Origin of the sequence: Natrialba asiatica DSM 12278, assembly GCF_000337555.1 — an archaeon.
Taxonomy (GTDB): Archaea; Halobacteriota; Halobacteria; order Halobacteriales; family Natrialbaceae; genus Natrialba; species Natrialba asiatica.
In genome coordinates this window covers 156297-182425 of the sequence record NZ_AOIO01000021.1, presented here as the reverse complement: position 1 = coordinate 182425, position 26129 = coordinate 156297, and the positions used below count along the sequence as shown (strand labels likewise).

Annotated in this window: 26 protein-coding genes; 14 read left to right on the top strand and 12 right to left on the bottom strand. The window is 65.1% G+C overall.

What is annotated here, in order from left to right; all coding sequences use genetic code 11:
- Positions 1–257: 257 nt before the first annotated feature.
- Positions 258–686, bottom strand: coding sequence for a nickel-responsive transcriptional regulator NikR (locus C481_RS07385; protein ID WP_006108539.1), 429 nt, complete (start codon positions 684–686; stop codon positions 258–260).
- Between the two features lie 151 nt (positions 687–837).
- Here C481_RS07385 and C481_RS07380 point away from each other — a divergent pair, with 151 nt between their 5' ends.
- Positions 838–1710: a YihY/virulence factor BrkB family protein gene (locus C481_RS07380; protein WP_006108538.1), complete on the top strand. Its 873-nt coding sequence runs from the start codon at positions 838–840 to the stop codon at positions 1708–1710.
- 27 nt (positions 1711–1737) lie between these two features.
- On the opposite strand, the gene C481_RS07375 is transcribed toward C481_RS07380, so the two are convergent.
- Complete coding sequence (locus C481_RS07375) at positions 1738–2391, bottom strand: ERCC4 domain-containing protein (protein WP_006108537.1); 654 nt, start codon at positions 2389–2391, stop codon at positions 1738–1740.
- A gap of 150 nt (positions 2392–2541) precedes the next feature.
- On the opposite strand from C481_RS07375, the gene C481_RS07370 reads away from it, so the two are divergent.
- The 4 genes from C481_RS07370 (at position 2542) to C481_RS07360 (ending at position 7627) form a co-directional block, all read left to right on the top strand.
- A complete protein-coding gene (locus C481_RS07370; RefSeq protein WP_006108536.1) occupies positions 2542–5799 on the top strand; it encodes a bacterio-opsin activator domain-containing protein in 3258 nt (1085 codons plus the stop codon).
- A 106-nt stretch (positions 5800–5905) separates the two neighbouring features.
- Positions 5906–6046: a rubrerythrin-like domain-containing protein gene (locus tag C481_RS21650; protein WP_006108535.1), complete on the top strand. Its 141-nt coding sequence runs from the start codon at positions 5906–5908 to the stop codon at positions 6044–6046.
- Between the two features lie 93 nt (positions 6047–6139).
- A complete protein-coding gene (locus tag C481_RS07365) occupies positions 6140–6916 on the top strand; it encodes an NAD(P)H-hydrate dehydratase (protein WP_006108534.1) in 777 nt (258 codons plus the stop codon).
- Between the two features lie 45 nt (positions 6917–6961).
- Positions 6962–7627, top strand: a complete 666-nt coding sequence (locus C481_RS07360; RefSeq protein WP_006108533.1) for a class I SAM-dependent methyltransferase — start codon at positions 6962–6964, stop codon at positions 7625–7627.
- Positions 7628–7760: 133 nt separating this feature from the next.
- On the opposite strand, the gene C481_RS22145 is transcribed toward C481_RS07360, so the two are convergent.
- Entirely contained in the window at positions 7761–7922 is a 162-nt protein-coding gene (locus C481_RS22145) for a hypothetical protein (RefSeq protein WP_006108532.1), read from the bottom strand.
- Between the two features lie 127 nt (positions 7923–8049).
- Here C481_RS22145 and C481_RS07355 point away from each other — a divergent pair, with 127 nt between their 5' ends.
- Entirely contained in the window at positions 8050–10854 is a 2805-nt protein-coding gene (locus C481_RS07355) for an ATP-dependent helicase (RefSeq protein ID WP_006108531.1), read from the top strand.
- Positions 10855–11293: 439 nt separating this feature from the next.
- On the top strand, positions 11294–12163 hold the full coding sequence (locus C481_RS07350; protein WP_006108530.1) for an amidohydrolase family protein: 870 nt from the start codon (positions 11294–11296) through the stop codon (positions 12161–12163).
- A gap of 201 nt (positions 12164–12364) precedes the next feature.
- Here C481_RS07350 and C481_RS07345 read toward each other — a convergent pair whose 3' ends face one another.
- Complete coding sequence (locus tag C481_RS07345; RefSeq protein WP_006108529.1) at positions 12365–13132, bottom strand: IclR family transcriptional regulator; 768 nt, start codon at positions 13130–13132, stop codon at positions 12365–12367.
- A gap of 171 nt (positions 13133–13303) precedes the next feature.
- The gene (locus C481_RS07340; protein WP_006108528.1) at positions 13304–15295 is read right to left on the bottom strand and encodes an oxidoreductase; all 1992 of its coding nucleotides are present in this window, start codon (positions 15293–15295) and stop codon (positions 13304–13306) included.
- 243 nt (positions 15296–15538) lie between these two features.
- On the opposite strand from C481_RS07340, the gene C481_RS21915 reads away from it, so the two are divergent.
- The 3 genes from C481_RS21915 to C481_RS07335 are packed head-to-tail and all read left to right on the top strand — an operon-like array spanning position 15539 to position 17486.
- Positions 15539–15700, top strand: coding sequence for a hypothetical protein (locus C481_RS21915; RefSeq protein WP_161605627.1), 162 nt, complete (start codon positions 15539–15541; stop codon positions 15698–15700).
- Positions 15697–15864 carry a hypothetical protein gene (locus C481_RS21910; protein WP_161605626.1) on the top strand — a complete coding sequence of 56 codons (168 nt, stop codon included), beginning with the start codon at positions 15697–15699 and terminating at the stop codon, positions 15862–15864. The genes C481_RS21915 and C481_RS21910 overlap by 4 nt, the downstream gene beginning before the upstream one ends.
- Positions 15864–17486, top strand: a complete 1623-nt coding sequence (locus C481_RS07335) for a sodium:solute symporter family transporter (protein ID WP_006108527.1) — start codon at positions 15864–15866, stop codon at positions 17484–17486. The genes C481_RS21910 and C481_RS07335 overlap by 1 nt, the downstream gene beginning before the upstream one ends.
- A 53-nt stretch (positions 17487–17539) precedes the next feature.
- Here C481_RS07335 and C481_RS07330 read toward each other — a convergent pair whose 3' ends face one another.
- The 3 genes from C481_RS07330 to C481_RS07320 all read right to left on the bottom strand — a co-directional run bounded on the left by C481_RS07330 (position 17540) and on the right by C481_RS07320 (position 19532).
- On the bottom strand, positions 17540–18127 hold the full coding sequence (locus C481_RS07330; RefSeq protein ID WP_006108526.1) for an HD domain-containing protein: 588 nt from the start codon (positions 18125–18127) through the stop codon (positions 17540–17542).
- Between the two features lie 3 nt (positions 18128–18130).
- Positions 18131–18922, bottom strand: a complete 792-nt coding sequence (locus C481_RS07325) for an EthD domain-containing protein (protein WP_006108525.1) — start codon at positions 18920–18922, stop codon at positions 18131–18133.
- A 112-nt stretch (positions 18923–19034) separates the two neighbouring features.
- The gene (locus C481_RS07320) at positions 19035–19532 is read right to left on the bottom strand and encodes a VOC family protein (protein WP_049904493.1); all 498 of its coding nucleotides are present in this window, start codon (positions 19530–19532) and stop codon (positions 19035–19037) included.
- A gap of 116 nt (positions 19533–19648) precedes the next feature.
- On the opposite strand from C481_RS07320, the gene C481_RS07315 reads away from it, so the two are divergent.
- The 4 genes from C481_RS07315 (at position 19649) to C481_RS07300 (ending at position 23657) form a co-directional block, all read left to right on the top strand.
- Entirely contained in the window at positions 19649–19834 is a 186-nt protein-coding gene (locus tag C481_RS07315; RefSeq protein WP_006108523.1) for a hypothetical protein, read from the top strand.
- Complete coding sequence (locus C481_RS07310; RefSeq protein ID WP_006108522.1) at positions 19831–21540, top strand: thiamine pyrophosphate-binding protein; 1710 nt, start codon at positions 19831–19833, stop codon at positions 21538–21540. The genes C481_RS07315 and C481_RS07310 overlap by 4 nt, the downstream gene beginning before the upstream one ends.
- 66 nt (positions 21541–21606) lie before the next feature.
- Positions 21607–22572 (top strand): NAD-dependent epimerase/dehydratase family protein, encoded by a 966-nt coding sequence (locus C481_RS07305; protein WP_006108521.1) that lies wholly within the window; start codon positions 21607–21609, stop codon positions 22570–22572.
- A gap of 77 nt (positions 22573–22649) precedes the next feature.
- A complete protein-coding gene (locus C481_RS07300) occupies positions 22650–23657 on the top strand; it encodes an LLM class flavin-dependent oxidoreductase (RefSeq protein WP_006108520.1) in 1008 nt (335 codons plus the stop codon).
- Positions 23658–23675: 18 nt separating this feature from the next.
- Here C481_RS07300 and C481_RS07295 read toward each other — a convergent pair whose 3' ends face one another.
- The 4 genes from C481_RS07295 to paaD all read right to left on the bottom strand — a co-directional run bounded on the left by C481_RS07295 (position 23676) and on the right by paaD (position 26117).
- Positions 23676–24062 (bottom strand): PaaI family thioesterase, encoded by a 387-nt coding sequence (locus C481_RS07295; RefSeq protein WP_006108519.1) that lies wholly within the window; start codon positions 24060–24062, stop codon positions 23676–23678.
- A gap of 65 nt (positions 24063–24127) precedes the next feature.
- On the bottom strand, positions 24128–25408 hold the full coding sequence (gene paaK / locus C481_RS07290; RefSeq protein ID WP_006108518.1) for a phenylacetate--CoA ligase PaaK: 1281 nt from the start codon (positions 25406–25408) through the stop codon (positions 24128–24130).
- 89 nt (positions 25409–25497) lie between these two features.
- The gene (paaE, locus tag C481_RS22140; RefSeq protein WP_006108517.1) at positions 25498–25665 is read right to left on the bottom strand and encodes a 1,2-phenylacetyl-CoA epoxidase subunit PaaE; all 168 of its coding nucleotides are present in this window, start codon (positions 25663–25665) and stop codon (positions 25498–25500) included.
- Positions 25662–26117: a 1,2-phenylacetyl-CoA epoxidase subunit PaaD gene (gene paaD / locus C481_RS07285; RefSeq protein ID WP_006108516.1), complete on the bottom strand. Its 456-nt coding sequence runs from the start codon at positions 26115–26117 to the stop codon at positions 25662–25664. Before paaD ends, paaE begins: the two co-directional genes overlap by 4 nt.
- Positions 26118–26129 lie beyond the last annotated feature (12 nt).

Below are 26129 nucleotides of genomic sequence, written 5' to 3'. Positions count from 1 at the left end.
GAAGCAGATACCGGTCGTCGAGAAGTACATCGACAACTACGAAACAGCGCCAAACGAGGGGATTTCGTTCGCGTTCGATCGGTTGACCCGAGTTCAGGTATCCCATCTCGATGATCGATCGTGCCCGCCTCGGGAACGGGGGGTTCAACGCCCCGGTCGGCGGTGGTGACGGCTCAGGCAGTCGGTTTCGAGAACGAGACTGGACCCCGCTGAGACGGCCACTGAACGGTGACCGAGACGGTACGGCGGTTTCGTCCTTAGCTCATCTCGGCCAGCGGCCCGAAGTCGTCGACGGGAAGCACCGAATAATCGATCGTGAGCGTGTCTTTCGTCGCTCGAATCTTTCCGACGAACGTCGAAATCTCATCGAGCGATCCCTCGAGCACGAACAGTTCCATGCAGTGGTGCCCACCGACGTGGCTATGAAAGTTCGAAGCGACGAGATCCTCGTGTTCGTGGCGGAGATGCATCATCTTCTCTTCGACGCTCGTCGTCTCGTAGTCGAACACCACCGTCACGACACCCATCAGGTCGCGACCTTCCAGTTTCTTGTCCTCGAACTCGCCGAGGAGATTACGACTCGCCTCTCGGAGTACTTCGCTCCGGCCGGAGTAGCCGTGATCCTCGGAAAATTGGTCGATCCGTTCGAGTAACGCTTCGGGCATCGAGACGCTAACGACGCTCATATAATAATATAGTCGCCACAAAATGTTAAATATTGTTATCTCCCCACTCACGGGACCGAGACGACTTCCGGCGATCTCACGTGTCAACAGACGCCCACCGAACGCCTGCCGACAACCGTACTCACTTCTGATCGTTCGTCGTCGACAGCGTATGGCCGATTCACGGACACGGAAGGCGAGTTCACTCGCGCTCGTCAAAAACGTCGTTGCTGTCGCCCGCAAGTGCCAACTCAGCGTCATCTCCGCTGGCCTCGCATATCACGCGTTCAACGCACTCGTCCCGCTCGGCATCCTCCTGCTCGTCGGGATGAGCCTCGTCGACGCGCTCGAACCACTGCTTCGCGCCGTCGAGGCGGCGACTGAACTCGACGGCGTTCTCACCCGTGATACGCTCCTCGTTACGGGGAGCATTGACGCCAATATCGTACGCGCTGGAACGCTTGCGTTCGTGATTCTGCTGTGGAGCGGTTTCCGGTTATTCCGGGCGGTAAACAGTGCGTTTGCCGAGATTTACGGCGCACGAAAAACCCAGTCGTCCGTCGCCAACGCGGCGACGGTAACCCTCGTGACAGCCGTCAACGCCGCGCTGCTCACGGCGACGGTCGCTCTCGGTGTCACGCTGGTCAGTGTCGTCGGTGTGAGCCGCTCCGCTTTCGCCGGTGGCGCGGTAGCAACGGCCGCAAGCAGCGTTCTCCTCGCGTCCCTCCTGCTCGTCGTTTTCTTCCCGATGTACTACCTCTTCCCGCCGGCCGGCGTCTCCGCGCGCGAAGTCCTTCCCGGCGCGCTATTTGCGTCCCTCTCCTGGACCGTACTGTCGCTCGGCTTTCGCGTCTACGTCTCGACCGCCGAGAGCGTCGCGCTGTTCGGTATTGCCGGGGCCGTCCTGCTGGTTCTCACCTGGGTCTACTTCGGCGGACTCTGTCTGCTTCTCGGTGCCGCCTTCAACGCCGTCCTCGCCGGCCGCGTCGATCCGGATGATGGCTGGGAGCCGATGCGTGACATCGCCCCGACCGAGGTTTCGTGACCGGACACGCTGTCTCGCGGGACGCGATCACTCACGAACTGCCGCAGCGATCGTTCGCGCTCGTGTTTCGCCGATACCGTCGATCCGAGTCAGATCCTCGACGCTCGCTTCGAGCAGGGATTCGACCGTCGGATACCGTTCGTAGAGCACGGTCGCGAGTTCGGGACCGATGCCGTCGATACAGCCGTACATTCGTTTGGTCGTCGGTTCGCGTCGGCTTGGAACAGCGCCCGGAGAGAGCGGCCGTGTCGAGGCCGTGTCGGTGTGTTTGTGGGCGAGTCGAACGGCAAAGTCGACCAGTTGCGGCCGGTCGGTACAGGGGATTATCGGGACCGAGTGACGGGCCGTGATAGACGCCATCGACCCGCGGATCGCAGTCGGAGACACGGTCGTTCGCAGTGACTCGAAATCCGAGAAGTCCCCCTCGAGCAGCACGTACGCGTGTGTGACGGCGGCGTCGAGCCGTTCGACCTGATCGTACAGATCCGGCCCGGACCGTCCCATGACGCTCGAGACGTAGTCGCGCGGCGTCTTGCGCTCGATGCCGACCGGCCCGATCGTGATGTCGCCGGCCGACAGTCGATCGACCGTGACGCCCGTTACGTCGGGGTGGTCGCGGACGGCCGAGACGAGCGCGGGCGGCTCCCTGTCGTCGACCGCGACGGTAACGGCAGTGGACATACGCCCTATTCGGTCTCGAGCCGTGAACGAGTATCGGTTCCGTCTCGAGTTCGTTCGGAGACGGCGATGCGTCCGGGTGCGCGTGGTCTTGCGAGGGCGCGACTGGCGGAACCGGTACCTTCTCTAGACCCTGTTACGTATTCCCAGTGAATGGGTTCCGCACGGATGGACGATAGCGAACCGACGCGACTCCTCGTCGCCGGGTTCGACGGCGAAGCCGAGTTCAGCGATGAGAGCGAGGACGATGGTACCGACGAGGCCGCTCTCGTGCCGGCCGAGGTGGACGACTGTCGGAGCGTCTCGACGATGGCTGGTGCGCGTTCCGAACTCGAATCGGACGGCCCCGCTGTCGACTGTCTGGTGACGGCGGGGGAGTTACCGGACGGGACCGGTCTCGAACTGCTCGAGTCGATCCGTCGTCGCGAACGGCAGACGGACGCGGATACCGAACTGCCGGTCGTTCTCTCGCCGGCGGACGGCAGCGAAGCACTCGCGAGCGAGGCTATTGCTGCGGGTGTAATGGAGTACGTTCCGCGCTCGAGTTTCGAAACCGGGGCCGGAGCCGAGGCCGAGACCGAGACCGAGACCGAAACGGATACTAATACCGGTGCCGGCTCCGAGTCCGCCGATCCGCGGCCGACCGACGCGGAGACGACCCGCGAGAAATTGACGACGGCTATCGAGCGAGCGATCGCGCACGGTCGAACCCGGAAGCGACGCCGGGCAAAGGCGCGGCAGTTCGAGGCGGTTTTCGACGATCGGGAGACCTACGCCTGGGTGCTCGCTCCCGATGGTACCGTTCGCCGGGCGAACAGTACGTCGATCGCCGACCGCGGCGCGTCCGCGGGTTCGGATCCGAACGCGACGGTGGACGCGAGTCGCGGGCGTTCGTTCTGGTCGCTTCCGCTCTGGGAGTCCGTCGGGGGAGACCGGGAGGCGATTCGACGCGCGATCGAGACGGCGGCGACCGGACAGCTCGTCCAGCGGGAGGTGACGACCGAGCGCGAGCGGGCGACGGACCGCGAGACGCGGACGCTCGAACTGACGGTCCGCCCCGTCACCGACGAGACGGGTGCCGTCGCGTCCCTGTTCGTCCGAGCGACGGACGTCACCGAACGCGCTGCGCTCGAGCGCGAGCGGCGCGAGTCGGAGGAACTCCACCGAGTCACGTTGAACAACATGACCGACACCGTCCTCATCACCGACGACGAGGGCGAGTTCACCTACGTCTGTCCGAACGTCCACTTCATCTTCGGCTACACGGACGAGGAGATCTACGAGTTCGGATCGATCGACGACCTGCTCGGCCCCGACCTGTTCGACCGCGACGAACTCGCCGCGGAGGGCGTCCTGACCAACATCGAGTGTACGGCGACGGACAAGGCGGGACGCGAGCACACGCTGCTGGTCAACGTCCGCGAGGTGTCGATTCAGGGCGGGACGATCCTCTATAGCTGTCGCGACGTGACGATGCGAAAGCGCCGCGAGGAGGCGTTGACGGCGCTCCATCGAACCGCCCGCGAGCTGTTGTACGCCGAGACGGATCGGGAGATCGCGGATATCGTAGTCGACGACGCGACGGACGTCCTCGATCTGGAGGCGAGTGCGGTGTACCTGTTCGATACCGACGAGAACGTCTTCCGTCCGGCCGCCCGGTCGACGTCGATGCGAACGTTACACGGTCCGCTGTCGCCCCAGCGGGTCGGCGACAGCATCGCGGGCGAGGTCTTCGTCGACGGCGAGAGCCGGTTCCTGGCGGACGTTCACGAGTCGCCGTTGCTCGCCGATCCGACGACGGAGATCCGAAGCGCCGCGTTCGTGCCGCTCGGCGACCACGGCGTCTTCGTCGCGGGCTCGGACGAGGTCGGCGTCTTCGACGATATCCGTCGCGAACTGACCGACCTGCTGGCGGCGACGGCCGAAGCCGCGTTCGACCGCGTCGACAGGGAGCGCACGCTCCGCGAACGCGATCGCGAGCTCAAACGGCGAAACCAACAGCTCTCGCGGCTCAACCGACTCAACGAACTCATCCGGGAGATCGATCACGAACTCGTCCGGGCCGAGACCCGCGAGGAGATCGAACGCGGCGTCTGCGACCGGCTGACAGCCGCCGATCGGTTCTCGTTCGCCTGGATCGGCACGACGAGTGCAGCCGGCGACCGACTCGAACCGCGCGCCCACGGCGGAACGGACCGCGGGCGGGACTACCTCGATAGCGTGTCGTTTTCGTTGTCCGCTTTCGAATCCGCTGGAGCCGATGCGGCCGGTGTGACCGACGTGACCGACACGGCCGATGTGACCGATGCAACCGACGCGAACGAGGCGTCCGAGACGGCCGGCACGGACGACCGACGGACCCGGCTCCGCCACCGCGAACCGGCCGTCAGAACCGCCGTCACGCGCGATGAAACGGTCGTTTCGAACGTCGTCGACAACCTGCGCGACCAGGCGTGGCGAACCGACGCGCTCGAACGCGAGTACCAGTCGGTGCTCGCCGTGCCGCTCTCCTACGACGAGTTCACCTACGGCGTCGTCACCGTCTACGCGAATCAGCCGGACGCGTTCGACGACGTGACGCGGACGGTGCTCGCCGAACTCGGGGAGACGATCGCCTCGGCGATCGCGGGCGTGGAGCGAAAGCACGCGCTGCTGTCGAACACGACGACGCGCCTCGAGTTCGCGGTCGCGGACGAAAACTTCGTCTTTACGCGCCTCGCACGCCGGGCGGACTGTACGATCTCGTTCGATGGCGGCGTCCGCCAGCACGAGAACGGGGCGACGGTGTTTGCCACCGTCGGGGGAGCGCCGGCGGCTGCCGTCGTGACGGCGGCGAGTGAACTCGTCGCGGTGGCGGATGCGCAGGTCGTCAGCGAACGCCCCCGCAGCGACAGCACGGACGGCTCCGGTGCAGCGGCGGGCGACGACAGCACGGACGGCGACGAGCGCGAGGGGACCGTCCGTCTCGAACTCTCGCGACCGTTCGCCGCCGTCCAGCTCGCGGATCACGGCGTCGTCCTCAGGAGCGTCACCGCGACGCCCGAGTTCACCCGCGTCGTCGTCGACGCTCCCTATAGCGTCGATGGCGGCGGGAGCGTCGATATCGTGACGACGGCGTTCTCGTCGGTCGAACTCCGGTCGAAACGCCAGCTCGATCGGACGACGCCCCAGGACCTCCGTTCCGAACTGCTCGATCGGCTGACCGACAGACAGCTCGAAGTCGTCCAGCTCGCCTACTACAGCGGGTACTTCGAGTCGCCGCGCGAGCGCTCCGGCGAGGAGATCGCGACGATGCTCTCGATCTCCGCCGCCGCGTTCTACCGACACACCCGCACCGTCCAGCGAAAACTACTCACCATTCTGTTCAACGAACTCGGTGTTCCGGCAAGTACTGCACCACCCGTTGAATAGTGAACCCCTGTCACTACGGCGGGCTAGATAGTGAACAGACACGCTCATCCTAATATAACTAATATTCCTTAGTGGACAGTCGTTGCCCACAGCACTACTCAGTACGATGAAAGATATCGAACGCGACCCCGACGAGGAATCGGTGTACGAGTGTTTCAACTGCGGAACCATCGTTACCGCCACGGCGGCGGGCTCGTGTCCGGACTGCGGTGCCGATATGCGAAATCGGCAGACACCGATCGAATAAGCGGTACGCGGTGATGGCGGGTCCTGATACCGCCAGGTCGCAACCGGAACTCGCTTGCCGAATGCCTACCGTCGCGCCCGCCGAACCGATCGTATGGGACGGCTTCAGCGAACGCTCTCGACCGTTTCCGAGGCGGACGACACCGACAACGGTCGCGTCGCCGTCGTCGGCGGGAGCATCGAGTATCCGAATCAACCCGCACTCGTCGGCGAAGCGGCGCTTCGAACCGGTACCGATCACGTCCGCACGCTGGTCGCCGAGCCGATCTACGACATCGTCGCCGGCTACTCCCCGAACCTGCTCGTCAGTCCCTACGACGGCGAGCGATTCGATTCGACCGCCGTCGACGACACCGTCGCCACCTGCGAGTGGGCGGACGCGTTGGTGATCGGCCCCGGGCTCGTCGACGCCGACACGGCCGCGATTCGGGACGTCATCGACCGGATCGACGTTCCCGTCGTCGCCGACGCCCTCGCGATCGAACCGGCGCTCGACTCGGACCTCTCGAACGTCGTCCTCACGCCGAGCGACGCCGAGGACGACCCGATCCACGACGGTCACGAGTCCCTCGAGCAGTTCACCGAGGAAACCGGTGCCGTCCTCACGCTGACCGGCGATGTCGACGAGATCGTCGTCGACGGCGAACGTCTCGAGAACGACACCGGCACGTCGGCGCTGACCGTCGCCGGAACCGGCGACACGCTCGCCGGTATCACCGCCTCCCTCCTCGGCCAGGGCATGGATCGCCGGACCGCCGCCGAACTCGGTGCCTGGATCCTCGGCAAGAGCGGCGAACTCGCGACGGCCGAGTTCGGTCCGGGACTCGTGGCGACCGACGTTATCGATCGGATTCCGAGCACGATTCGCTAACGGGGACAATTGGTATGAGGCGTCCCGTGGTCGTCCACGCACGCCATGGCATCCAGCACGAGCGCTTCGACGGCCAGTACCGACGCGTCGAACGACATTTCGAGTCCGCTGTTCGCCGCGGTGTACGACTACGTCGTCCCGGACCGGCTCCTCTTCGCACCGCACCGTCGGTATCTGACCGCCGATCTCGACGGTCGTGTTCTCGACGTCGGCGCCGGGACGGGGACGAACTTCCCGTACGTCGCAGCCACCGACGAGTCGGTCGAGTTCCACGCGATCGAACCGGACCCACACATGCGTCGCCAGGCCGAGACTCGAGCGGCCGAAACCGATTGCGCCGTCGACCTGCGGGACGCCCGGGCGGAGTCGATGCCCTACCCCGACGACGCGTTCGACGCGGTCCTCGCCAGTCTCGTCTTCTGTACGATTCACGACCCCGACGTTGCGCTGGACGAAGTCGCGCGCGTGCTCGCTCCTGGCGGCGAGTTCAGATTCGTCGAGCACGTCCGCAATGACGGCTGGCGAGCGACGGGACAGAACGTGTTGAATCCGCTGTGGAAGCGACTCGCGGGCGGGTGTCAACTCAACCGAGATACCATCGAGCGGTTCGTCTCCAACGACGCGTTCGCGGTCGAGACGATCGAGCGCCTCGACGCCGGTATCTTTCCGGCGACGCCGATGGTTCGCGGGACGATGCGACGACGGCGATGATGAAACGGCGAACTGATTGCAGCGAACTATAACGCGGTGACGACGCTACTCATACGGCCTGCTGTACCGATTGCCCAGCGCACCCGCGAAACCGCCCTGCGGGTGCGCCGGAACTGACTGATAGCGGCCCGTATCACTCGGTAGGTGCGGACGCGTCGTCGGACCGAACGCGATCGAGCAGCCGGTTCGATCGCGCTCCCAGGCCGAGTCCGGCCGCGAACGAGAGCAGACTCGGGAGCAGAATCCACACGAGATTCGGATGGGTAGAGCCGGTGTGCAGCAGGGAGTCGAGCATGCCCGTCCCCTCTCGGCTGAGTCCAATCAATCTGCCGATCCCGCACTAGTCGTGTCCATCGTCGTTGTGCTTCACTTTCGCCCCGGTGACCAAACCCTCTTACACGCCGCTCCCCCAGACGACGGTGATGGATGGGACCGCGCGCCGCGAGTTGCCGATCGCCGACGACGCTCTTCCGTTTGATCCCGACACCACCGCGATCGAAGACCGCGATGTGTTCGACCTCCTCGAACCCGCCGTCCAGGAGTGGTGGCTCGAGGAGTTCGGCGAGTTCGTCCCGGAGAACGGGGGCTTCTTCACGCCGCCACAGCGGGGCGCGATCCCGAACGTCCACGAGGGGACGAACACGCTGATCTGCGCGCCGACGGGGTCGGGAAAAACCATGTCGTCGTTCCTCTCGATACTGAACTCGCTGTACAAGCGAGACCGGGAGGCGGCGGACGGCCTCGAGAACTCGGTCTACTGCCTCTACGTCTCGCCGCTCAAGTCCCTCGCGAACGACATCCACCGCAATCTTGAGGTTCCCCTCGACGGCATCGAATCGATCGTCGCCGATCGGGACGGCGAGTCGATGGGCGAGATCCGCCACGCCATCCGCCACGGCGACACCGACTCGGCCGAGCGCCAGCGGATGCTCGACGAGACGCCCCACATCCTCAACACGACGCCCGAAACGCTCGCCATCCTGCTGAACTCGCCGAAATTCCGCGAGAAACTCCGCACCGTCGAGTACGTCATCGTCGACGAGATCCACTCGCTCGCCGCCGGCAAGCGGGGGACGCACCTGTCGGTCAGCCTCGAACGACTCGCGGCGATGACCGATCGCAAACTAACCAGAATCGGCTGCTCCGCGACCATCGAACCGCTTTCGGACGTTGCGGAGTTTCTGGTCGGTCGCGAGGAACCGCACATGCCGGACGCCCCCAAAGGGAGCGAGGTACCGGACAGCGACCCCCGCAACTACGACATCGTCGACGCCCGCTTCGCCCGCGAGTTCGACATCGAACTCGAATGTCCCACCGACGACCTGATCAACACCTCCCGCGAGGTCGTTCAAGAGCGGTTCTACCGGATGCTCCACGAACACATTCAGGAGCACACGAACACGCTCGTCTTCACGAACACCAGATCCGGCGCGGAGCGCGTGTTACACAACCTGCGCGAGACCTTCGACGCCTACGACGAGACGAACTCGGGCTGTCACCACGGCAGCCTCTCGAAGGACGTTCGCCAGGACGTCGAAGGGCGACTGAAGAGCGGTGAACTCGATGTCGTGACTTCCTCGACGAGCCTCGAACTGGGGATCGACATGCCCCACGTCGACCTCGTCGTCCAGGTCGGCTCGCCCAAATCGGTCGCCTCGCTCCTCCAGCGCGTCGGCCGAGCGGGTCACCGCGTCGGCCAGACCGTTACGGGCCGCGTCATCGCGCTCGACCGCGACGAACTCCTCGAGTGTGCGGTCATGCTAAAGAAGGCCGAGGAGGGATTCGTCGACTCCGTGTCGATTCCCGAGAACGCCCAGGACGTGGCGGCCCAGCACGTCTACGGGATGGCGATCGCCGAGATCCGACCGGAAGCCGAACTCGCCGAAATCCTCCGACGAGCCTACCCTTATCGGAACTACTCCGACGCCGAGTTCGAGTCGCTCATGCGCTACCTGACCGCCGAGTACGCGGGCATGGAGGACAGAAACGTCTACGCGAAGGTCTGGCGCGACGAAAACGACCCGCCCGACGGCGAGCACCACTACGAGGAATTCCCCGTCGGCACGCCGCTGATCGGCAAGCGGGGTCGCCTGGCGCGGGTGATCTACATGACCAACATCGGGACGATTCCGGATTCGTTCACCTGCGACGTCTTCACTCGCGCCGGCGACGAGTGGGTCGGCCAACTCGACGAGAACTACCTCGATACCCTGGAGAAGGGCGACGTCTTCGTCCTCGGCGGCGACCACTTCGAGTTCAGCTACCGACGCGGCTCGAAAGTCTACGTCGACCGGACCAGTGCCCGGCCGACGGTCCCCTCGTGGTACTCCGAACGGCTGCCGCTCTCGTACGATCTCGGCTGTGAGATCCTCGCGTTCCAAGCCGACCTGCTCGCCCACTACGAGGAGGGCGGTCCGCCCCGCGTCCGGGCGTGGCTCCGCGAGTTCCCGCTGGACGACGACAGCGTGCGAGCGATCGCGCGGCTGTTCGATCACCAGCTCCGGTACGCGGAGGCCGACACGGTGAGTACGCCCGACCGGCTCGCCATCGAGGTCGAACGCGACCGCGAGGAGTACGAGCGCCACTACTACGTGCACTCGAACTACGGCCGCCGGTTCAACGACGGCTTTTCGCGGCTTCTCGCGTACCACTGCGCCCAGGAGGCGACGGCGAACGTCCGCGTCGCGGTCGCGGACAACGGCTTCGTGCTCTCGATGCCGCTCAATCGAAAGGTCGACGTTGCGGGCATCATCGACGACCTCGAATCCGACCGGGTTCGGGAGGACCTGCGCGCGTCGATCGACGGCACCGACCTCCTCCAGCGGTACTTCCGAATCAACGCGACCCGGGCCCTGATGATCCTCAAACGCTACAAGGGCTACGAAAAATCCGCCAGCGAACAGCAGGTCTCGAGCGAGATGCTCCTCGGATTCGCCGCGGATCTCGAGGAGTTCGCCGTCATCGAAGAGACCTACCGCGAGATCACGGAGGACAAACTCAACGTCGCCGAACTCGAGGCGTTCGTCGCCGAACTCGAGGCGGGCGAGATCGCGGTCGAGCGCACGCTGCTCGACTCGCCGACGCCGCGGGCGTTCGGGCTGGCGACGCTTTCGGCGAGCGACGTCGTCCTCGCGGAAGACGAGAGCGCCGCGCTCCAAGCGTTTCACGAACGCGTTCTCGACGAGATCGGCGACGAGTCGCTTCACGAACTCTCGTCGGAGAGTTAGGAGAAATACTAAATTGGGAAGTATAAATAGAGGCCGTCACGTTCTGATCGGATCAGGGACGAAACTATTTCGAACGCTGATTGCGATATTTCCCTCAATGTACTTCTCGCGCCGGATACCGGCTGGTGAGGGTGAACAAACCGGACCGGATATCGAAGGCGAGGTATCTCACTGTTCTCCACTGAGTCGGGAGACTCGATAGCCGTTACTCGACCCTCAAAGCGCAAAAACACGCATCTATCCCGCTCTTACTCTTCCGTTCGTTTTCGGTGAACTCGATCCGACGAATCTCTCCCACAGCTGTTTTATCGACTACCATTTCACAAACTCCTCTGAATTCTTACTGTACTTACGATCGAAATCGACGCGCAATCGCGTTGCTATCGCTCGGCGTTCACCCGTGGGAACGTACATATACGAGCGTACCATCGACACCCGTATGGACGGACCGACGGTACTCGACGAACCGCGCGCGATCGATACGCACGCTCACCAGCCGACCAGCGAGTTCCTTCACGACGCCGGCGGCCAGATGATGCGAGACGCCGCCGACCGGTTCGGTGCGGATCTCGAGACGGACACCTACGAGAACATGCGCGCCGAGTACCGCGAAGCCGGCGTCGACAGGGCGATCCTGCTCGGCTGGGACGCTGAGACGAATACCGGCAACCCGCCCGTGCCAAACGATTACGTCGCCGACGTTCGCGACGAGTTCAGCGACTTCTTCGTCGGCTTCGGCTCCGTCGATCCGCTCAAGGACGACTGCGTCGAGGAGGCGATCCGCTGCGTCGAGGATCTCGATCTTTCGGGGTTCAAGTTCCAGCAGATCGCCCAGGGATTCGATCCGTCCGCCCCCGAGCACGACGACCTCTGGTCGACGATCGAGGATCTCGGCGTCCCGGTCGTCTTCCACGGCGGGAATTCGACGCTCGGCGCGTGTTCGCCGGGCGGCCGCGGACTGAAGATCAAATACGGGAACCCGATGCTGATCGACGACGTGGCGGCCGACCACCCCGACTTGCAGATTCTCATCGCCCATCCGGCCTACCCCTGGGAGAAAGAACAGCTCGCCATCTGCCAGCAGAAGGGCAACGTCTACATGGATCTCTCGGGGTGGATGCCCCGCTACATCGACGATCAGGTGCTTCACTACGCGAAGACGCTCCTCTCGGACAAGGTCATGTTCGGAACCGACTATCCGATGCTCGAACCGAAACCGTGGCTCGAGCAGTTCGCGGAACTCGACTTCGACGAGGACCTCCAGCGAAAGCTCCTCTGGAAGAACGCCGAGTCGTTCCTCGGCCTCTGAGTCCTGCACTGCCGCTCGATACCGTGTCGGTCCGACGTTCGAATAACGGAAACTGAACTCGTTGGCGGCCGGATTACCGAAACGCCGCTGATCGTCTGTTCTGCAACCGATCGTCCTCCCACCACACAATTACAGGTGTACTACTGTAATCGGTCTCGCAGAATTGTTCGAACTACTCGAACGGACGGAGGAGATGCGAAACTACGAGTGTGCCAGATTGATCTCGATTTCGTTCGTCGCGCCGAGCAAGAGCGTCGGAAGGTCGTCGGTCAGTAATTCCCCGCGGAGCCGGTTTGCCGGCCCGGCGATGCTGATCGCACCGATGGCGTCCCCGGATTCGTCTTTCACCGGCGCGCCGACGGCGTGAACGCCGGTGACCGATTCCTCGTAATTGAGCGCGTATCCCCGCTCGCGGATCGTTTCGAGTTGGCTGCGAAGTTCGTCGCGGTCGGTGATCGTCTGTGCGGTCTGTGCGGCGAGGTCGTACTCGTCGAGAATCCGTTCGATGCGGTCCGCAGGAAGGTGGGCGAGGATCGCTTTTCCGGCCGCAAACTGGTGCAGCGCCGTTCGCTTTCCGATCCGCGCGTGTGTCCTGACTGAGTGGCGGCCTTCGGCCCCGTAGATGTGGACGCCGACACCGTCCTCCTCGATGACGCACCAGACCTTCTCGTCGGTTTCCGCCGCGAGTTCATCGACTTTCGGCGTGGCGACGTCGAACAGCGGGTGCTGGTTTCGGACGTGGATGCCGTAGTCGAGAAACCACGTGCTGATGCGGTAGGTATCGCCGCTTCGGACGACGAGGCCGCGGGATTCGAGCGTTTTCGTGTGGCGGTAGACGGTGCTCTTTGCGAGGTCGAGTTCATCGGCGATTTCGGTGATGCCGGCGCTGGTGGTGTGTCTGAGAACGTCGAGAATGTCGAACGCCGTCTCGACGGTTTCGACCGGTCGATGGTCCGAGTGGCGTGCCATAGTAGCTACTCAGATGGAAGCGTCAAAAGGTTTGTTCCCGCTATTCGAACGCGCGCTGTCGTCGTCGGTCGGCTGGACAGAGGGGAGCGTTCATACGACTGCTGTAAGTCATTTCCGGCGCAACCGCGCCCGTCCTGCGGTTGCGCCGGTAAATCGTTACCGCAGACCGTATCAGAGTTCACGAGCGAGTTCGTGGCCGGCGTAGACGGCGTCGGCGATCCGTCTGGGCGCGACGCAGTCGCCGACCGCGTGAATCGATTCGATTTCGGTCGACGAACGGAGCGACTCGGCGTCGGCTTTGAGCGACCGATAGAGGTCGTCGTTCGATTCGCGCATCGTCGTGAACACGACGGTATCGGCCTCGTAGCTGCGTTGGTCCCCGGAATACACGTTCGACGCGACGACCTCGTCGTCCCGTACCTCCTCGAGTGTGTGGTTGGCGACGAACTCGACGCCCAGATCGTACAGCGTGGTGAAAATCGTCCGCCGTTCGAACGTGTGAAGCGTTTCCTGAAACGCGCTCGCCCGCGGCGTGACGAAGATCACGCGATTGTCCGCGGCGAGCGATTGGGCGACGCCGGCGCTGACGTTGTAGCCCTCTTCGTCGTAAATGACGACCGTTCGCCCCGAGAGGTCGGTCGCGATCGCGTCGGTGGGGGTGAGAACGTGATCGCGTTCCCATCCCGGGACCGGCTGGTGAGTGCCCGACGTGGCCCCGGTTTCGTCCCACTCCGCGCCGGTGGCGATGACGACGAGTTCAGCGCCGTAGGTTCGCACGTCGTCGGAGCCCATCTCGGCTCTGGGGCCGGTGTGGACCGAGACGGTCTCGAGGCGGTCGAGTTCCGCCGCCCGCCAGTCGCGAACGCGGTTCCACTCTCCCAGTTCCGGCAGTCCGGCTTCGAAGGTGACGCGGCCGCCGAGTCGGTCTTCGCGTTCCTTGAGGTGGACTAGGTGCCCGCGTTCGCCCATGACGCGTGCGAACTCCATGCCGGCCGGCCCGCCGCCGACGACGAGGACGCCCTTCGGGTCGGTAGCTTCCTCGTACGTTTCGGGCGGCCAGTCACCCTCGCGGCCGACGGTCGGGTTCTGCGTGCACGCTAACGGAATGCCCTGCCGCGATTGGGAGACGCAGATATTGCAGCCGATACACTCCCGAATTCGATCGACGTCGCCCGCTTTGACCTTTCGCGGCCAGTGGGGGTCGGAAATCGACTGGCGGGCCATCCCGATCATGTCGACGTAATTCTCCTCGAGGAGCGCCGCGGCGTCGTCCGGGTCGGTGATTCGGCCGGCACCGCCGACGGGAACGTCGAGTTCTCGAGTCGCCGCTTTCAGATAGTCCATCTGGTAATTTTTCTCGTGGCGACGGCTCGGGCCGATCATGTCGTCGATCGACTGCTTGATGCCGATATCCACGTCCCAGAAGTCGAGGTCGTCGGACAGTCGGCGCATCACCTCGATTCCGTCGCCGTCGGCGGTGAGCCCGCCGTCGACGCGCTCGTCGATCGTGTAGCGAGCGCCGACGGCCATGTCGGCGCTGACGTTGTCGCGAACTCGTTCGATGGCGTCCTCGAAAAACCGCATTCGGTTCTCGAGGGATCCGCCGAACTCGTCGTCTCGGTCGTTGTAGAACGGCGAGAGGAACTGCGAGATCAGGTAGCCGTGTGCCGCGTGGAGTTCGATTCCGTCGTAACCCGCTCGTCGCGCTCGATCCGCGGCGTCGCCGAACGCGTCGAGAACGGTTCGAATGTCCTCGCGTTCCATCGCTTTCGGCGTGTAGTTTCGTCCGGTCGGCCGCTGTGACGACGTAAGCGGCGGCTGGCGGCTGCCGTAGTTGCCGGCGGTCGCGCCGCCGTGCCACAACTCGACGAAGAGTTTGCTACCGTGGGCGTGGACGGCGTCGACCATCCGTTTTTGCGGCGGGATCGTCTCGTCGTCGTGGAGGTAGCCGGAATCGACCGGCGTGACGTCGGTCGTGTCGTCGATCTGGCTGTACTCCTGGACGATCAAGCCGAATCCACCCTTCGCCTTCTCGGCGCGAAAGTCCGTTTGCCGCTGGCCGAGGCCGTACGCGTTGCCGTGGGGCGGCTGAAAGATGCGGTTCGGAACGGTCACCGGACCGAGTTCGATCGGCTCGAAGAGCCGACTATAGGTCGTCGACATACGGTAGTGACTGTCGTGGTATTACTTAACAGTACTCTTCTGACAACCGTTCTGCGCTTCGATAGTCGCGGTTTGAACGATCAGGTCTGCGAGACGGCCCCCTCTCGTTGGCGGTCCGTATTTTGGCCGTGGTTCGGGGAGGACTACCAGTACGCTATCGAGTCACCATCCGCGTTCTGTCACGCGTCGTCGACCGTGGAACATTGAGGTATGTTTATTATGAAAAACCATGTGTGTTGTTGTATGGCACACAATCGGCAGTGCGTCCAGCCACCAGTCCGTCAGTTGACGAGCAGCGACCGGCCGGTCGAACTCGGGGGGAGGTCGTTTGAGCACGCGAGCGCGGGTGAGAGTGCGAGCGAGGATAGGAGCGAAAGCGAGAGCCAAGACGGAGTGACGCGATGAGTTACCTGCTCGGCTTTCCGACGCCGATCGTCGAGGTGTTTCTCACGCTCATCGTGCTCTTCCTCATCGTCTCCGTGTACCTGGGGATGCGGATGGAGGGGACGACGGCCGTTCGAGACGCCGACGAGTTCACCCAGAGCGACGTTCGAGAGGTGAGCGATTGATGGGACCGACCCTTTCGCCGGTGCCACTCCAGACGTGGGGTGGCGACCTCGGCGTGGAGTACTACTCCCGAACGGCGGTCGTCTTCTTCGTCCTGTTCGCGGCGCTGATGATCGGGATCGGGATTCTGGCCGGGCGATACCAGACGAACGAGGAGGAGTACTTCGTCGCCGGTCGTCGGTCGGGCATCCTCGTCGTCGCCCTGGCCGTGTTCGCCTCCGTTCAGAGCGGGTGGGGGATGATCGGCGTGACCGGCACCGGCTACCTCGTCGGCCTCGAGTACTTCATCCTCGTCGGGGGACTCATCGTCTTCGGCTTCACGGGCTCGTACTGGCTGCTCGGTCGAAAGATGCGCGTGCTCGGCGACGTTCGAAACGCGATCACCGCCCCGGACGCGATGTACTACCGCTTTCAGGACGAGCGGGTGCGGCTCTTGGGCGCGGCGGCGGTCCTGCTCGGCTGCATGGGCTATCTCGCCGCCCAGTACGCGGCCCTCGGCATCGTCGGCGCGCTCATCCTGCCGATCAGTTTCTTCGAAGCGCTGGTCATCGGCCTGCTGATCGTCGGCTTTTACACGATCATCGGCGGCATGCTCGCGGCGATCTGGTCGGACGCGGTCCAGGGGTCGATCATGATCGTCGGCGGCATCCTGACGGCCTACTACGTGATCACGAACTCGACGCTCGGCTGGAGCGGGATGACGAGCGCGATTCAAAGCGGAAACCCGCAGTACTTCGAGTTCACGCTGCTCGGCGGCGACGGACTGATGGCGATCGGACTGATCGTCTCGGTGATCGTGATTCAGGCGACCGTCGCGGGTCAGCCCCACGCGATCACGAAGTTCTACATGGTTCGGAACGTGTCGGTGCTGAAGTGGGGCGCGCTCATCACCGGCGCGGCGTACCTGGCGACGACCCTCTACTGGGTCGCAGCGCCGTTCGTGCAGGCGGCCGTCCTCGAGGGAACGGTCGCCGATCCGGGCAATCCCGACGCGACGTTGCCGCTCGCGCTGATCGAGTGGGCACCCGATGTCGTCGTCGCGTTCGTCCTCACCGCCGTCGTGGCCGCGATCATGTCCACGAGCAACGCCTTCCTCAACATGGGCGCGTCCGCCGTCGTCCACGACTACATCATCGAGTATCGAGGGACCGAGCTCACGCAGGCCGAAGAGGTGCGCTGGGGTCGCGTCACGACCGGCGTCTTGCTCGTCGCCGCGGGCGTCATCGCCGGCACGTTCCCGGGGCTCATCTTCGTTCTCGGGGCTGCCGGCTGGGCGATCTTCGCCGCCGTCATCTTCCCCTGCGTCGCGATCGCGTACAACTGGCGCGGTGCGACGGCCGAAGGGGCACTCGCCGGCGGCGGATCGGGACTCGTCCTCACGATCGTGCTGGCTTACGGGGTTGAGTATCTGGGACTGTCGCTCCCCTACGGCTTCCTCGGCGGACAGGTCGCGACGATCGTCGCCGTCGCGGTGTTCGTCGGCGTCTCGCTCGTGACGACGACGAGCGAGTACGCTGAACTCGACGACGACATCCGGATGATACTGGATCTCGGACGGATCACCGGGAGCCCGGAACAGCCGACGGAAACCATCGCGGACGGGGGTACGGATACCGAACAGTAACGCGCTATTAGTCGACCGTCGATCGCCCGATCGAAGCCGTCATCGGTCGGCGTTCAGGCCGTCTGCGAGTACTCCTCGACCCACTCCTGCAGCGTGAGCCCCATCGCGGCCTGGGTGATCGCGTTCGAGGACGCCGAGTTGGCGCTCTTGACGAGTTCGGCTTCGAGCGTCCGAGTCGGCACCTCGCCGAGGAAGTGGGGGATGGCGCGTTGGACCGACAGGGGACAGCCGACCTCGTGGGCGAGGGCGTACCCTGAAATCGAGTGCGGGATTTCGTCGCTGACGTAGCGGGGGGACGGGTCGTCGAGGAACTCGTCGTCGACGAAATCGGGGTACTCGTAGCACTTGCCCACGTCGTGTAAGAGGGCGGCCGCGACGATTGTGTCGAGGTCCGGATCGGCGTCGTGGAACTCGCGTTGCTGAGTGGCGGCATCGACCGCGATGCGCGCGACGCCGCGGACGTGCTCGACGTTGGTAACCTCGTGGATGTTCCAGGCGTAGGGGATGTCCGTCACGTCCCGCCAGCCGCCGCGGTCGAGGCCGAGGACCCACGCCTCGACGATGCGCTCGCGGAGGTCGTCGCTCTCGACGTGCTCGAGTTCGGGGAGGGCGTCGCGGACCTGGGTATCGAAGTCGGGCATCGCTCACCTCCGGCCGTCGCCGTTTCCGACGCGTTCCCCGTCGGCTTTGACGAGTCGTTCCCGGCCGATGAATCGCGGGCGCTCCTCGACGGCGAGGAAGTTGTTCACGTCCTCGCGGGCCTCCTTTGCCTTCCCGCCGGCGGGGTCGTAGTCGCGCGAGCCCTCGCTGCCGAGGGCGTCGTAGAGCTTCTCGAGGTCCTCGAAGTAGAGTTCGGCGACGCCGTCGAACTCGGCGTGGTCGGGATCGGTCGGGATCACGGTGTTGTACTTTACGACGCCCTCGATCTCGCGGGCGATCGGCGTGTGATTGGTCTGCCAGTAGTCGACGAACTCCTCGTGGGTCATGCCCTCCTTGCGAACCAGGAACGCCGAGTGTTTGTATAGGCCGTCGGTGTCACCGGACTTCGTCCGGTTGCTCGCGGAGCTACGCTCCACGCCGTCGCCGTCGACCTCGTCTTTCTGGACGATCTCTTCGCCGATGATTCGGGGGCGCTCTTCGACGGCGAGGAAGTTGTTCACGTCCTCGCGGGCCTCCTTGGCTTTGCCCTGGTCCGGGTCGTAGTCGCGCGAGCCCTCGCTGCCGAGGGCGTCGTAGAGCGTCTCGAGGTCCTCGAAGTAGAGTTCGGCCAGGCCGTCGAACTCGGCGTGGTCGGGATCGGTTGGAAGCACTTGCTGGTACCGGACGACGCCCTCGATCTCGCGGGCGATCGGGGTGTGGGTGGTCTGCCAGTGGTCGACGAACTCCTCGTGAGACAGTCCCTCCTGTCGAACCAGCAGGGCGACGTGCTTGTACATCACGAGCCCCTTTTTCGCACAGTGCAATAAATCATGGCACCGGTTCTCGTGAAATGCCCTCGCGGTGCGTTCACGGCGGGCCGTGGGCGGTCCGCGGCGACCCGTAGCGGCGTTACCGCGTCGAATCTCGCCCGTCCGGTACCGGCGCACCGTGAACGAACAACCGATCCCCGGCCGCGCGGTCGTCGGCGTACCCCTCCCGATACTCCATCAACTGAAACAGGACGCCCGTCGGATTCTGCGGCGTCACGAACGCCTCGTGCCAGTGTTCGAACGTCTGCCGGTCGACGACCGACACGCCGGCCGCATCGAGCGCCGCGACCGCCGCCTCGAGATCGGCGACTTCGAGCGTAACGTGGTGCAGTCCCGGCCCGTTCCGTTCGAGGAAGTCCGTCAGAAACGAGTTCGTCCCGTCGGCCGGCGCGATCAACTCGAGCCGAGACGCGTCGCCGAGGACGTACGTCGCCCAGGTGAACTCGCCGTACTCGCTCGGTTCCTCGTGGATTTTCTCGCAGCCGAGCGCGAAGAGCAACCCTTCGGCGTCGGGAACGGAGTCGACGGCGATCCCGACGTGATCGACGCGTATCGCTGGCATTGTCGGACTCGTCATACGCAGGACACGCGCGGCCGATCACATAACGATTTGGAATGGTACCACACTCCGATAGCTGCGTGAACATACCGCACCGGTAGAACAAAGTCACCGGCGCTCGACAGAGCGCATGCATGCCAACACTCGCCGAGTTTCTCGTCCGCGCGGACGAGTTCATCCCGCCTGGCAACACGCTGGAGAATCCGATCGCACGGGAGCAGGGTCGGTCCGTGAGCCGCCTTCGAGACGACAGTGCGTCCGTTCGTGCGACTCCTGGCCGAGCCGCAGAGACGGCATTTCCAACCACCGCAAACACATGACGACGACAGCAGCCGAACTCATCGACACGCTCGATTCGCTCGGCGTCGAGTACGTTTTCGGCTATCCGGGCGGGCGCGTCATCGAACTGCTCGATCACATCCCGGACGCCGACGGTGACGTTGAACTCGTGCGGCCGCGCGACGAGCGGGAGGCGAGCGTGATGGCCGAGATGTACGGGCGTCTCACGGGCCGTCCCGGCGTCCTGACGGGACAGGGACCGTGGATCGGGAGCCTCGGAATGATCGGCCAGATGGAGGCGCGGCTGGCCTCCTCGCCGATGGTCGTCCTCACGGAGGCCTCCGAGCGCGGCGAGTACTCGACGCTCGCGCCGTACCAGCAGGCACGAGGCGATTACGGCGGGTTCAGCCTCCCGGACATCCTCGACGGCGTGAGCAAGGAGTGGTGGTTCCCGCGGACGCCGACCGAGACCGTTCGCTCGACGCAACTCGCGTTCAAACACGCCGTCGCCGGCCGGCCCGGCCCGACGGCGGTGATCCTCGACGGCGACGCGATCACGGACGAGGTCCCGACCGATCCGACGCCGGCGACGTGGGACGCGCGAACGCAGACGCGAACCTGGGACGCCGCGCCGACCGCGACGGACGTGGCCGCGGCCGTCGAAGCCCTGGAAGCGGCCGAGCGGCCGGTCATCATCGCGGGCAACGGCGTCCACGCCGCGCAGGCCTATGACGAACTCGCGGCGGTCGCCGACGCCTACGACTGCGCCGTCGTGACGTCCTATCTCGGGAAGTCGACGTACCCGGAGACGGACGACCGCGCCGCCGGCGTCATCGGCTCGTTCGGCCACGAGGGCGCGAATCGCGTCGTCAGCGAGGCCGATACGCTGTTCGTCGCGGGCTGTCGACTGAATCCGATGGACACCAACTGGCAGGCTCCCTCTTTCATCCGCCCCGACGAGCAGACGATCGTTCACGCCGATATCGACACGCGAAACGCGGGGTGGGTCTACCCCGCGGACGTCGGGCTCATCGGCGACGCGAGCGAGAGCCTGGCGGCGGTCGCCGAGGCCGGCGAGGCGTCGAACGACTGGGCGATCGAACGTGCCACGGCAGCCCGCGAGTGGTTCGAATCCCCCGCGTGCACCGACGACTCGGTGCCGATCGCGCCCCAGCGCGCCGTCACGGCGATTCGGTCGGTCGTCGACGAGAAGACGATCGTCACCGCCGATTCCGGAAACAATCGGTTCTGGTTGCTAAACTACCTGCAGACGCCGGCCGTCCGCACCTACTTCGGCAGCGGCGGCGTCGGCGGCATGGGCTGGGCGACCCCCGCCGCAGTCTCGGCGGCGCTGACGACGGACGAGGAGACGGACGTTATCGCCGTCGCTGGCGACGGCGGCTTCTCGATGACGATGAACAGCGTCGAAACGGCCGTCGAGTACGGCGTCGCGCCGACGGTCGTCATCCTGAACGACACCAGCCTCGGGATGGTCCGACAGATGCAACACGAGGACGGCGATATCGCCGGCGTCGAGTTCACCGACACGGACTTTCCGAAAATCGCCGAGGCCTTCGGCGCGGTCGGTCGGCGCGTGACCGAGCCCGCAGCTCTGGAGGGCGTTCTCGAGGAGGCGAAGGCGGCCGACGTTCCTCACGTCATCGACGTGCGGATCGACCGCGAGGCGGACATGGCCGCAACCCTGTCCTCCTCGTTTTACGACTCGGTCGGCGGACTCCACGAATAGCCATCGCATCGGTCAGCACCCGACGAATCACCAAGCTATACGTACCCATCTAACATACCACGATACATGACAGACGAAACGACCGTACTGGTAACCGGCGGAACCGGATTCATCGGGTCCTACGTCGCGCGGGACCTGCTCGAACACGGCCACGATGTCGTGGCTTACGACCTCTCGACGGATACGACGATCCTCGAGCGACTCGGCGTCGCGGACGACGTGACCGTGCGCCGCGGCGACGTCTCCGACCCCACGGACGTCGTGCGGGCGGTCAAAGAAACCGGCACGACGCACATCGTCCACCTCGCGGCGCTGCTGACGACCACCGCGCGCGAAAATCCGCGGGCGGCCGGCGAGGTCAACATTCTGGGGACGAACAACGTCTTCGAGGCCGCTCGCACGCTCGACGACCAGGTCGAACGCGTCGCGTGGGCCTCCTCGGCGGCCGCCTACGCACCGCCGGACAACTACGACGCCGAGTGGATCGACGAAACCGAACTCGTCTATCCCGACACGCTCTACGGCGCGACCAAGGAGTACAACGAACACCAGGCGCGGGTCTACCACGAGGACTACGGCCTCGACCACGTCGCGCTCCGGCCGACCGTCGCCTACGGCCCCTACCGCGAAACGGGCGGCTCCGCGTTCCTGGCAAACATCGTCGAAAAGCCCGCGCTCGGCGAACCCTACAGCGTCGAGTACGGCGATCAGTACGTCGACTGGCAACACGTCGAAGACATCGCACAGGCGTTTCGCAAGGCCGCGTTCGCACCCGCGGACGAACTCTCCCAGCGCGTCTACAACGTCCGCGGCGTCCTCGCCACCGTCCGAGAGGCCGCCGAAGCGGTCGAGTCGGTGATGCCCGACGCCGACATCGACGTCTCGGACGACGGCGAACTCCCCTGGACCCAGAACCTGGACATGAGCAAGGCGCAGGCTGACCTCGGCTACGACCCCGAGTACGACCTCGAATCCGGCTTCCGGAAGTACATCAACGTCCTGCGCGAGGAGCACGGCCTCGAACCGGTCTGAGTCTCGGGCCCCAGTCGTCAGGCCGACGAATCACCGCCTCAACTACTATTAAGACGGCTGACCTGTATACCGATAGTATGAAACTCGGAACCGGACTGTTCACCGGCCAGCAGCGGCCGGACGACGAGCGAACCGCAAGCGAGCGCTACGACGAGATCCTCGCGCTGACCCGCGAGATCGAGGCCGCCGGACTCGACAGCGCCTGGGTCTCCGAACACCACTTCGCCGCGGACGACTACCTCTCCGGGACGATGCCGACGCTCGGCGCGATGGCCGCCGAAACCGACCGGCTCGAGATCGGCAGCTGCGTCGCGCTCGGCCCGCTGTACGACCCGATCCGGCTAGCCGAAGACGCGGCCACGGTCGACCTGCTCGCCGACGACCGGCTCACCCTCGGCCTCGCGATCGGTTCGAACCCGCACGAGTTCGATATCTTCGGCGTCCCGCGCGAGGAGCGCGGCGAGCGACTCGCCGACCTCGTCCCCTTCCTCCGCGGTGCCTGGAGCGCGGGCGAACTCGGCTACGAGTCGGGCTTTCACGACGTGCCGGCCGGCGTCTCGATCACGCCGAAACCCGTCGACGAAACGGTCCCGATTATGCTCGGCGGGGCGGCCAAACCCGCCGTTCGCCGAGCCGCCCGCACCGCCGACGGCTGGTGTGCGCCCTCGTCGCTCTCGGTCGAGGGCGTCCGCAAGCGCGTCCGGGACATCCGCCGCGTTCGCGACGAGGAAGACATCGACGGCGAGTTCACGATTTACGCGCTCCAGCACGGCTGGGTGGGCGACTCGCGCGAGGCGGCCTGGGAGGCGATGCGGGAGGGCTACCTCTACCTGCAGCGGCGCTACGCGGAGATTTTCTCCGGCGAATCCGTCGACGAACTCGACGAGGAGCGCAAGCGGGAGCTGAAAGAACAGGCGATATTCGGCACGCCCGAGCAGGTCGTCGCTGAACTCGAGACCTACCGGGACGCGCTCGGCGACGATAGCCACTTCATCCTCCGGACGTACTACCCGGGCACCGACACCGACGCGATGATCGACTGCGTCCGCCGCCTCGGCGACGAGGTCGCGCCGGCGCTTCGGTGAGTGAAAAACTCCGTTCCGCTATCCCGTCTTGTACACGCCGCGGGCGTCCGCGATGTGCGTATCGTCGTCAGCTGCGTACACGTCGACGTCGACCACGCCGACGTCGCTGCCACAGCGGACGACGTCCGCTTCGGCGTAGAGGTCGCCCGTCCCGGCCGAGAGGTAGTCGATCCGCATGTCGATCGTCGGCACCGGTTGGTCGACGACCGAGACCAGCGCCGCGCCGCCGACGGTGTCCGCGAGCGTGAACGTGACGCCGCCGTGGGCCATCAAGCGGTCCTCGTTCCAGGAGAGTTCGTCGCTCATCTCGAGTTCGCCTTCGGCGTGGCCGTCGGCGCAGTCGGTGACGTCGATGCCGAGGAGGGAGGCGAAGGGCATCCCCTCGAAGAAGGCTTCGGTGTCCATGCACCACACTGTCACGCGAACCGTAATAAAGGTGCCAGTCGGTCACGGTGGGTTCCACGCCGCCCTCACCGGTGGTCGTAGACGCGCGTGACCTTCCCGACCTCCGTGCGCTCGATCGAGCCGTACGCGACGAGTTCGAGTTCGTCCGGCGCGAACGAGAGGGTGTTGTGCAACCGTTCGCGGATCTCCTCGCGGAGCGCTTCGCGGTCGCCGTCGTAGTCGGCCGCCAGTTCGACGGTCAACGCGAGCGTGTCGAGGCCGTCCTCGCGGTCGAGGTCGATCCGGTAGTAGGGCGCGACGGAATCGAACTCGAGCACGGCGGCTTCGATCTGGCTGGGGTAGCAGTTGACGCCGCGGACGACGAGGAGATCGTCGGCGCGGCCGGTGACGCCGTCCATGCGCGCCATCGTTCGGCCGCAGGCACACTCCTCGTAGGTAAGACTGGTCAGGTCGCCGGTTCGGTAGCGCAACACGGGAAGGGCTTCCTTCGAGAGGGTGGTCAACACGAGTTCACCGTCCTCGCCCTCGGGCAGCGCTTCGCCGGTCGCGGGATCGATAATTTCGGGATAGAAGTGGTCTTCCCAGACGTGGAGGCCGTCCTGGGCCTCGCGGCACTCGACGGCGACGCCGGGGCCGATGATCTCCGAGAGGCCGTAGTTTTCGATGCCGGCGACGCCGAGGCGGTTCTCGATCGCCTCGCGCATCGGCTCCGTGCAGGGTTCGGCTCCGTAGAGCACCGTCGAAAGCGGTAGACTCGTCGGATCGATCCCCATCTCTTCGGCCGTTTCGGCGACGTAGAGGGCGTAGGAGGGCGTACAGCAGAGCGCGTCGCTCCCCAGGTCGCGCGCGAGTTCGACCTGTCGCCGGGTGTTGCCGCTGCTCGTCGGAATCACCGCCGCGCCGAGTTCCTCGGCCCCGCCGTGGAAGCCGAGGCCGCCGGTGAACAGGCCGTAGCCGTAGGCGTTCTGGACGGTATCGGTGTCGTCGAGTCCGGCCGCCGCCAGCGAGCGGGCCATCACCTCGTGCCAGAGATCGAGATCCCGCTCGGTGTAGCCGACGATCTTGGGTTTCCCGGTGGTTCCGGAGGACGCGTGAATGCGTCGGATATCGGCAGTATCGACGGCGAACAGGCCGTCGGGATACTCGGCGCGGAAGTCCTCCTTCGTCGTAAACGGCAGGTCCTCGATAGCCTCGATCGAGTCGATCTCGGACGGCGAGACGCCGGCGTCGTCGAATTTCCGTCGGTAGAACGGGACGTTCTCGGCGGCGTCCGCGACGGTTTCCCGGAGGCGTTGCAGTTGCTTCGCTCGCAGATCATCGCGGGCGAGCGATTCGGTGGATCCCATATATCGATAGACGACAACAAGCACCAAAGGTTTTGATCCGGGCGCACGCCGAGACGCGTCGAGACGGCCCGGCGCGTTCCCGGCTCGCCTTACTCGAACTTCTCGAACGGCTGCTCGCACTCGTTGCAGTAGTGCATCGACCGGCACAGCGACGGACCCTTGGGGTGTTCGCGGACGGTGTCCGTCGACTCGCAGTAGGGACACGCCGCACCCGCCGCATCTCCGCTCGTCGTGACGCTCGGATCCAGCCGTCTCATATGCTCAACCCGAACTCCCGCAGGTCGTCCTTGCCCCGTTCGGTGACGAACTCGACGGTCCACTCCGGACTCCAGACGAGACGCAGCGTCGCCTCCTCCACGCCGTCGACGGCCGCCGCCTCTTCGACCTCCTCCGTCAGCATGTCTCGGGCCGGACAGCCGGAGTACGTCAGCGTCATGTCGACGGTTGCGGCGCCGTCCTCGTCGACGTACACGCCGTAGATCAGTCCGAGGTCGACGATGCTGATCGGCATCTCCGGGTCCTCGATTTCGTACAGAGCGTCCCACACGGCGGCCTCCAGGCCGGTCGCCTCCGCGCCGGTCGCCGGCAGGTCGCCGTCGGCCTCGCCGGACCGGTAGTCGGTGTAGGCACAGGGCGTCGCGCCAGTTTCGGCGTCGGGGTCGAGGTTCGCGTCTGGACCCGAATCTTGGTCTTGAATATCGCTACTCATTGGATTCTCGTC